General features: G+C 70.2%; 7 protein-coding genes. 2 read left to right on the forward strand and 5 right to left on the reverse strand.

Annotated features, from left to right (window positions below; genetic code table 11):
• The 5 genes from GRC12_RS40025 to GRC12_RS40045 all read right to left on the reverse strand — a co-directional run.
• The coding region (locus GRC12_RS40025; protein ID WP_208785376.1) for a uroporphyrinogen-III synthase at window positions 1-266 on the reverse strand (266 nt) is incomplete at its 3' end.
• Between the two features lie 116 nt (window positions 267-382).
• Complete coding sequence (locus GRC12_RS40030; protein ID WP_208785377.1) at window positions 383-1,762, reverse strand: nitrate/nitrite transporter; 1,380 nt, start codon at window positions 1,760-1,762, stop codon at window positions 383-385.
• A gap of 166 nt (window positions 1,763-1,928) precedes the next feature.
• Window positions 1,929-2,552, reverse strand: a complete 624-nt coding sequence (locus tag GRC12_RS40035) for a Uma2 family endonuclease (RefSeq protein ID WP_208785378.1) — start codon at window positions 2,550-2,552, stop codon at window positions 1,929-1,931.
• A gap of 70 nt (window positions 2,553-2,622) precedes the next feature.
• Window positions 2,623-3,840, reverse strand: a complete 1,218-nt coding sequence (locus tag GRC12_RS40040) for an acyltransferase family protein (RefSeq protein ID WP_208785379.1) — start codon at window positions 3,838-3,840, stop codon at window positions 2,623-2,625.
• Window positions 3,837-5,858: a glycosyltransferase gene (locus GRC12_RS40045; RefSeq protein ID WP_439959936.1), complete on the reverse strand. Its 2,022-nt coding sequence runs from the start codon at window positions 5,856-5,858 to the stop codon at window positions 3,837-3,839. Before GRC12_RS40045 ends, GRC12_RS40040 begins: the two co-directional genes overlap by 4 nt.
• On the opposite strand from GRC12_RS40045, the gene GRC12_RS40050 reads away from it, so the two are divergent.
• Together GRC12_RS40050 and GRC12_RS40055 are read left to right on the forward strand one after the other, a co-directional pair.
• Entirely contained in the window at window positions 5,790-6,086 is a 297-nt protein-coding gene (locus GRC12_RS40050; protein WP_439959937.1) for a hypothetical protein, read from the forward strand. The two genes, GRC12_RS40045 and GRC12_RS40050, sit on opposite strands and share 69 nt — an antisense overlap.
• On the forward strand, window positions 6,076-7,029 hold a 954-nt coding region (locus GRC12_RS40055), incomplete at its 3' end, for a serine/threonine-protein kinase (protein ID WP_208785380.1). The genes GRC12_RS40050 and GRC12_RS40055, both read left to right, overlap by 11 nt.

Genomic DNA, 7,029 nt, shown 5'->3' on the forward strand with positions numbered 1-7,029 from the left:
GCCTCGACCCACCCCCGGAAGCCGATGGCGGTCGTGGCCACGACCACGTCGGGTGCCTGGTCGATCAGGTCCTTCGTCGCCGCCAGCAGCTCGCTGTCGTCGGCGAGCGGCACGATGCGCAGAGCGGGTGCGTGCAGGACGGCAGCTCCCCGTCGCTGCAGCAGGGCGCCCAGTTCGTCGGCCCGGCGCGCGGCCGTGACACCCACGGTGAATCCCGCGAGCGGGCCGTGCTGACCGGGCTGCGGTCGCTGCTGTTCGTCGTCCATGGCTCTCGTCCCGAACTCGAGTCGTCGTACAGGAGGTACGGCGGTACCTGCATGCCGAACGAGCCTGTCAACGGCGCGTGACAGGCTCGGTTCGGCTTCATGTCGCCGGTGTTACGTCACACCTCGGCATAGCTGAGCTGCGGCTTCGCCTCTGGGGCGGTCGCGGCCTCGGTGGTTGCGGCCGGGCGGCGAAGGTATACGGCCCAGGTGACCGCGAAGCAGAGAGCGTAGTAGGCGAGGAAGGCGACGAACGCGCCGGTTCCGGAGCCGTAGGACAGGAAGGACTGCCGGAAGGCCATGTTGATGCCGACGCCGCCGAGCGCGCCGACCGCGCCGATGAGGCCCATCGAGGCACCGGAGAGCCGGCGCCCGTACTTGACCGCTTCCTCGCCCTGAAGCCCCTTGGAGAGGGCCTTGGCCTGGAAGATGCCGGGGATCATCTTGAAGGTCGACCCGTTGCCGAGGCCGGCGAGCGCGAACAGCACGACGAACGCGGCGACGAACAGGGGGAGCGACTTCTGCATGCTGGCGAGGACCAGGACGGCGGTGGCGGCGGCCATGGCGATGTAGTTGTAGAGGGTGATCCTCGCGCCGCCGTACTTGTCGGCGAGCCAGCCGCCCACGGGCCGCACCAGCGAGCCGAGCAGCGGGCCGATGAAGGTGAGGTAGGTGGCCTGCAGCGGTGTACGGCCGAACTGGTTGGTCAGCACCTGCCCGAAGGCGAAGCTGTAGCCGATGAAGGAGCCGAACGTCCCGATGTACAGGACGGACATGATCCAGGTGTGGGCGTCCCGGGCGGCGTCCTTGGCGGCGCCGGTGTCGTTCTTCACGTTCTCGATGTTGTCCATGAAGAGCGCGGCGAGGACCGCGGCGACGACGATGAGCGGGATGTAGATCCCGAGCAGCACGCGCGGGCCGCCGCTGGCACCGATGACGGCGAGGGCCACGAGCTGGATCGCCGCGACGCCGATGTTGCCGCCGCCCGCGTTGAGGCCGAGGGCCCAGCCCTTCTTCCTCAGCGGGAAGAAGGCGTTGATGTTGGTCATCGAGGAGGCGAAGTTGCCGCCGCCGATGCCGGCCAGCAGGCCGACGAGCAGGAAGGTGTCGAAGGACGTCCCGGGCTTCATCACCGCGAACGCGGCGATGGTGGGGATGAGCAGCAGACCGGCCGAGATGATCGTCCAGTTCCGGCCGCCGAAGATCGCGACGGCGAAGGTGTAGGGGACGCGGACGACGGCGCCGACGAGCGTGACCATCGACGTCAGCAGGAACTTGTCGGCCGGGGTCAGCCCGTACTCCGGACCCATGAAGAGCACCAGCACGGACCACAGGGTCCAGATCGAGAACCCGATGTGCTCGGAGAGCACGGAGAAGACGAGGTTGCGCTTGGCGATCTTCTCTCCGGTCTCGTTCCAGAAGGTCTCGTCCTCGGGATCCCACTGCTGGATCCAGCGGCCTCCCCTGCTGGATGCGGGGGCTGTACTAGCGGCTGTCATGACGCCTCCACGGTTCTCCGGGGCTCGGTCGTGCTTGGGGCAGATGAGCGGTGATGAGTCCCGAAGGTAGGGAGGCGGCGTTACCGCCCTGTGGCACCGGGTGACCGGAAGGGAACGTTGCTCTCACCCGGCGCGGGGGCGGGATGAGAGGTTCCGACGCCACACGTTACGAACGGCTCCCCGGACGCGGACGTCCAGTGGTGAGGTCGATGTCGATCTCGAAGGGCACGGAGACCTTGAGGCGGTTGTGGAAGATGCCGGTGAGGCCGTAGGAACCGGTGGCCGGGTCGAGCTCGTAGACGTAGACGACCGGCAGCCCCTTGTCGCCGTCCTGCTCCACCCGCCAGAAGTGCGGCACGCCGGCAGCCGCGTACTTACGGGGCTTGACCTCGCGGTCCCGTTCACGCGAGTCGGCGGAGACGACTTCCACGGCCAGGAGGATGTCCTCGGGGTTGTAGGAGGTCTGGTTCGGACCGGTGTTCGCTTCCAGGGGGAAGACCATGATGTCCGGCTCCGGCCGGTTCTTCGTGTCCAGCCTGACGGTCATCTCCCGCATGACGTCCAGGTGGTCCGGCGCCTGTTCCAGGAGGCTGATCTCCAGCAGACGCATGCACCGCGCGTGGAACGCGGTCTGTGGACTCATGAAGACGAGACTCCCGTCGATCAATTCCGTGTGCGGCGGGAGGCCCGGAATCCGGTCGAGGTCGTCCGCGGTCCAGCCCCCGGCTGGCGGAATCGGCCAGCGGTAGGCCGGCTCGTTGTCCGGCCGGTCGTCGCGTACGGCGCTCATCGGTGCTCCCATGGGACGGAGTCTCGCCTGTGAGGTCAGCGTACCCAGGGGGAACGACAGGGCCCTCACCTCAACGAGAGAGGCGTCGGGCTCCCCCGCGTCGCCTCCCGTCCGGCCACAGGCGTGGGCTGCGCCTGGCGGCCAGGTCCTCGATCCAGCCGAACGCCAGGATCGCCAGGCCGATCAGGGGCCAGATCAGGACGAACGTCCAGAAGCCGTATGTCGAGTCCAGGGCTGACGACGCCGTATCGCTGTCCATGAAGGGAAGGTCGTAGGCGCGGTCGATGATCGGGAACGTCGCCATGATCAGGAGGTTGTGCCAGAGGTAGATGGTGACGGCCCTGTTGTTGGAGAGGGTCACCAGCCTGTCCCAGCGGGCGAGGCGGCCCGGCAGCTCCTGCCAGGACGGGGAGTACTGGAGCAGGATGACGACGAACCCGAGGGACCAGGTCGCCTGGGCCAGCGGGATGTCGTTCAGGTCCCAGGCGTCCTCGCCGGGATGGCCCGACGCCCACCACAGGCCGAACGCCATCACGAGCGCGGAGCCGGAGACCGCGAGGTAACGGGGGACGCGCCGCAGCAGCCCCTCGTGGTGGGCGAAGCCCAGGACCCAACAGGCGCCGTACGTCCCGAAGTCGGTGATCGCGTTGCCTGTCTCGCCGGGGACCGTGACGACACCCGTGCCGACGATCGCCGTCAGGGCGAGCGGGGCGAGCAGTGTCGGCCACGGCGCGCGGCGGAAGACCCACAGCAGCAGCGGGGAAGCGATCACGAACCACAGATAGGCGCGGAGGTACCACAGCGGTCCCGCCGCCTGGTCCGCCCAGGTGGAGTCGAACAGGCCCCCGTCGGTGCCGAGGTGCCAGGGGTAGGGCGGGGCGCCGACCGGGACGACGTAGTTGAGGAGGTCCGCCACCCCCCAGGCGCCCCCGGTGTCCGGGTCCTTCAGCGGGTTCCAGCCGTCCGCGAACATCATGGCCACGACGACGGCGCTGAACGCCCACAGGGGAGGCAGCAGTCGGCGGATCCGGCCGCGGACCACACTCGGCGCCGGGCGGCCGAGCGACCGTGCCATCAGCGAGCCGGCGAGCGCGAACATCACGCCCATGGAGGGGAAGAGGACCGACAGCCACGCCCAGCCGAAGAGGTGGTAGACGACCACCCGGACCAGGGCGATGGAGCGCAGGAGGTCGAGGTACCGGTCACGGCCCGGCTTCCCCGGCGCGGCAGCGGACGCGGGCGCCGGTTCCGGCCGGTGCGGGACGTCGGTCGTGTGTCCGTGCGTCATGCCACGGGCCTCCGATCACTGCTGCTCGTACTGCTCGTACTGCTCGTACGGCTCGTACGGCTGCGCTGGCGGGGCACCGTCCCGCCCGGCGCCTCCACGACCCCCGTGCGGCGCAGCTTCTGCCAGCGCAGACGGCCGCCGGTGAGGGCCGTGATCCAGGACTGGAGCAGCACGACGTACATGAGCTGGCGGTAGAGGATCTGCTGCAGGGGGAGCGAGATCAGATGGGTCATGCGTTCCTTGTCGAGGCGGAAGGCGTACGCCGCGCATATCGCCTGGATCGCCAGCACCCCGAGCCAGGCCACGATCGTCTTCTCGGTCGGGCCGAACACGACGCCGTACAGGAGGAAGACGTCGATCAGGGGGGCGAGCAGCGGGGCCACCACCATGAACAGCGACACCAGCGGCAGGCCCACCCGGCCGAAGCGGCCCGAGGGACCCCGCTCCACGAGGGCGCGCCGGTGCTTCCAGATCGCCTGCATGGTGCCGTACGACCAGCGGTAGCGCTGGGACCACAGCTGCTGGACCGTCTCGGGCGCCTCGGTCCAGGCGCGCGCCTTCTCGGCGTACACCACCCGCCAGCCGTCGCGGTGCATGGCCATCGTGATGTCGGTGTCCTCGGCGAGCGTGTCGTCGCTCATCCCGCCGACCCGCTCCAGCGCCGAGCGGCGGAACGCCCCCACGGCCCCCGGGATCGTCGGCATGCAGCGCAGGATGTCGTACATACGGCGGTCGAGGTTGAAGCCCATCACGTACTCGATGTGCTGCCAGGCGCCGATCAGCGAATCCCGGTTGCCGACCTTCGCGTTGCCGGCGACGGCGCCCACGCGCGGGTCGCCGAAGGGCTGCACCAGCTCGCGGACGGTGGACGGTTCGAAGACGGTGTCGCCGTCCATCATCACGACGATGTCGTGGCGGGCGTTGGCGAGGCCCCGGTTGAGGGCGGCGGGCTTGCCCGCGTTCAGCTGCCGCACGACCCGGACGTTCGGCAGGCCCATCGCCTCGACGATCCTGGCGGTGCCGTCGCCGGAGCCGTCGTCGACGACGATCACCTCGATGGGGTGCTCGCTCGCCATCAGTGAACGGACCGTGTTCTCGATGCACTTGGCCTCGTTGTACGCGGGCACGAGCACCGACACCGGTTGGGTGACCGGCGGCCCCCAGCCGAAGTCCCGCCGCCGGACCCGGCGGGCGTGCGCGCCGGACAGCAGCAGCATCAGCGCGAACCGGCCGATGACGAGCGCGCCGACCACCGCGAGGCCGGCGACCATCACGCCGGTGATGTCGTCGGAGGCCCGGACGAGGAAGATCCACGCCCTGCCCTTCCACAGCTCGGCCCCGGTGACCGGGGTGAGCGCGCTGGGCGCGTCGAGCGCCTCGGTGAGGCTGTCGAACCGGTAGCCCCTCGCCTGCATCTCGGGCAGGAACCGGTCCAGGGCCCGCACCGTCTGGTGGCGGTCGCCGCCGGAGTCGTGCATCAGGACGATGGCGCCCTTGCCGCCGCGCGGGGTGGCGTTGCGGATGATCGTGGAGACGCCGGGCCTTCGCCAGTCCTCGCTGTCGGTGTCGTTGACGACCGTCAGATAGCCCTTGGTGCCGATGTACCGCGTGACGGGCCACGACCTGTCGTCCATGGCGTCGGCGAAGGAGGAGTACGGCGGGCGGAAGATCGAGCTGCGGATGCCGGCGGCGCCCGCGAGGGCCAGCTGGTTCTGGGACAGCTCCCAGTCGATGCGCTTCGTCGACTGGTAGGAGAGGTCGGGGTGGTTGAAGGTGTGCAGGCCGACCTCGTGGCCCTCCGCCACCATCCTTCTGACCAGGCCGGGGTGGCGGGAGGTCATGGTGCCGGTCACGAAGAAGACCGCGTGCGCGTGGTGCTTCTTCAGCACGTCCAGGACCTTCGGGGTCCAGGTCGGGTCGGGGCCGTCGTCGAAGGTGAGGACGAGGCGGTGGTCGGGCACGCTCAGGCTGGTGGTGCGGCCGCTGCGGGTGTCGATGACCGGGCCGCCGTCGAGGATCTCGCCGGCGGCATGGACGGGGAGTCCTTCCGCGGCCGTACGCGCGGGCTGCGCCTCGGGGTCGTCGTCGACGGCGAGTCCGTGTGGCTGTACGACACCGAGCAGCGCCGGTGGGTGTACGGCGACGGAGCGCGACTGGCCCCCTACGCCACCGACGACGGACCCGGCGCGGCCGCGGCGGACGCCGGGCACGCCCCGACCCAGGTCGTGACGCCCGATGGCCCGTGACACGGGCCTGTTCTCGGGCCGCCCCTCCGAGCTGGTCGGTACCAAGGTCGCCGACTACCGCATCGAGCGCGAGATCGGGCGCGGCGGCATGGCCGTCGTCTACCGTGCCCGCGACCTGCGCCTGGACCGCACGGTCGCGCTCAAGCTGCTCGCCCCCGAACTCGCCCGCAACGACACCTTCCGGCTCCGTTTCACCCACGAGTCCCGGGCGGCCGCCGCCATCGACCACCCGCACATCGTGCCGATCTACGAGGCGGGCGAGACGGACGGCGTCCTGTACATCGCGATGCGTTACGTCGAGGGCAGCGACCTGCGGCATGTCCTGGACCGTCGCGGACCGCTGGCCCCCTCGGTCGCGGTCCGGATCGCCGCGCAGGTCGCCTCCGCGCTGGACGCGGCCCACGAACACGGGCTGGTCCACCGGGACGTGAAGCCCGGCAACATCCTGGTGGCCCGCGGCACCGACAGCGACCACCCGGAGCACAGCTACCTCACCGACTTCGGCCTGACGAAGAAGTCGCTGTCCCTGACCGGCTTCACGACCGTCGGCCAGTTCGTCGGCACCCTCGACTACGTGGCGCCCGAGCAGATCTCCGGCCGCCCGGTCGACGGACGCTGCGACGTCTACGGTTTCGCCTGCGTCGTCTACGAGTCCCTCGCGGGTCACCCGCCCTTCCGCCGCGACGACGACATGGCCCTGCTGTGGGCCCACCAGTACGACCGGCCGCCTGCGCTGACGGAGTCCCGCCCCGACCTCGCCCCCGAGGTCGACCCGGTCTTCACCAAGGCCCTCGCCAAGCCGCCCGACGAGCGCCACCCCTCCTGCCTCGCCTTCGTCTCCGATCTGCGCGCGTCCCTGACCGGAAACGCACCGCACCCGCCGACGGAGGTGGACCTGCGGACCGTGCGCGCCCCGGAGGACCACCTCCCGCCACCCCCGCAC

It is taken from the genome of Streptomyces griseorubiginosus (genome assembly GCF_017614965.1).
In the GTDB taxonomy this organism is placed as follows: Bacteria; Actinomycetota; Actinomycetes; order Streptomycetales; family Streptomycetaceae; genus Streptomyces; species Streptomyces griseorubiginosus_B.

What these genes read in the sequence shown, in the direction of transcription:
- GRC12_RS40040 (WP_208785379.1), bottom strand. Translation starts at nt 3,840, where the DNA reads ATGACGCACGGACACACGACCGACGTCCCGCACCGGCCGGAACCGGCG.
- GRC12_RS40030 (WP_208785377.1), bottom strand. Translation starts at nt 1,762, where the DNA reads ATGACAGCCGCTAGTACAGCCCCCGCATCCAGCAGGGGAGGCCGCTGG.
- GRC12_RS40035 (WP_208785378.1), bottom strand. Translation starts at nt 2,552, where the DNA reads ATGAGCGCCGTACGCGACGACCGGCCGGACAACGAGCCGGCCTACCGC.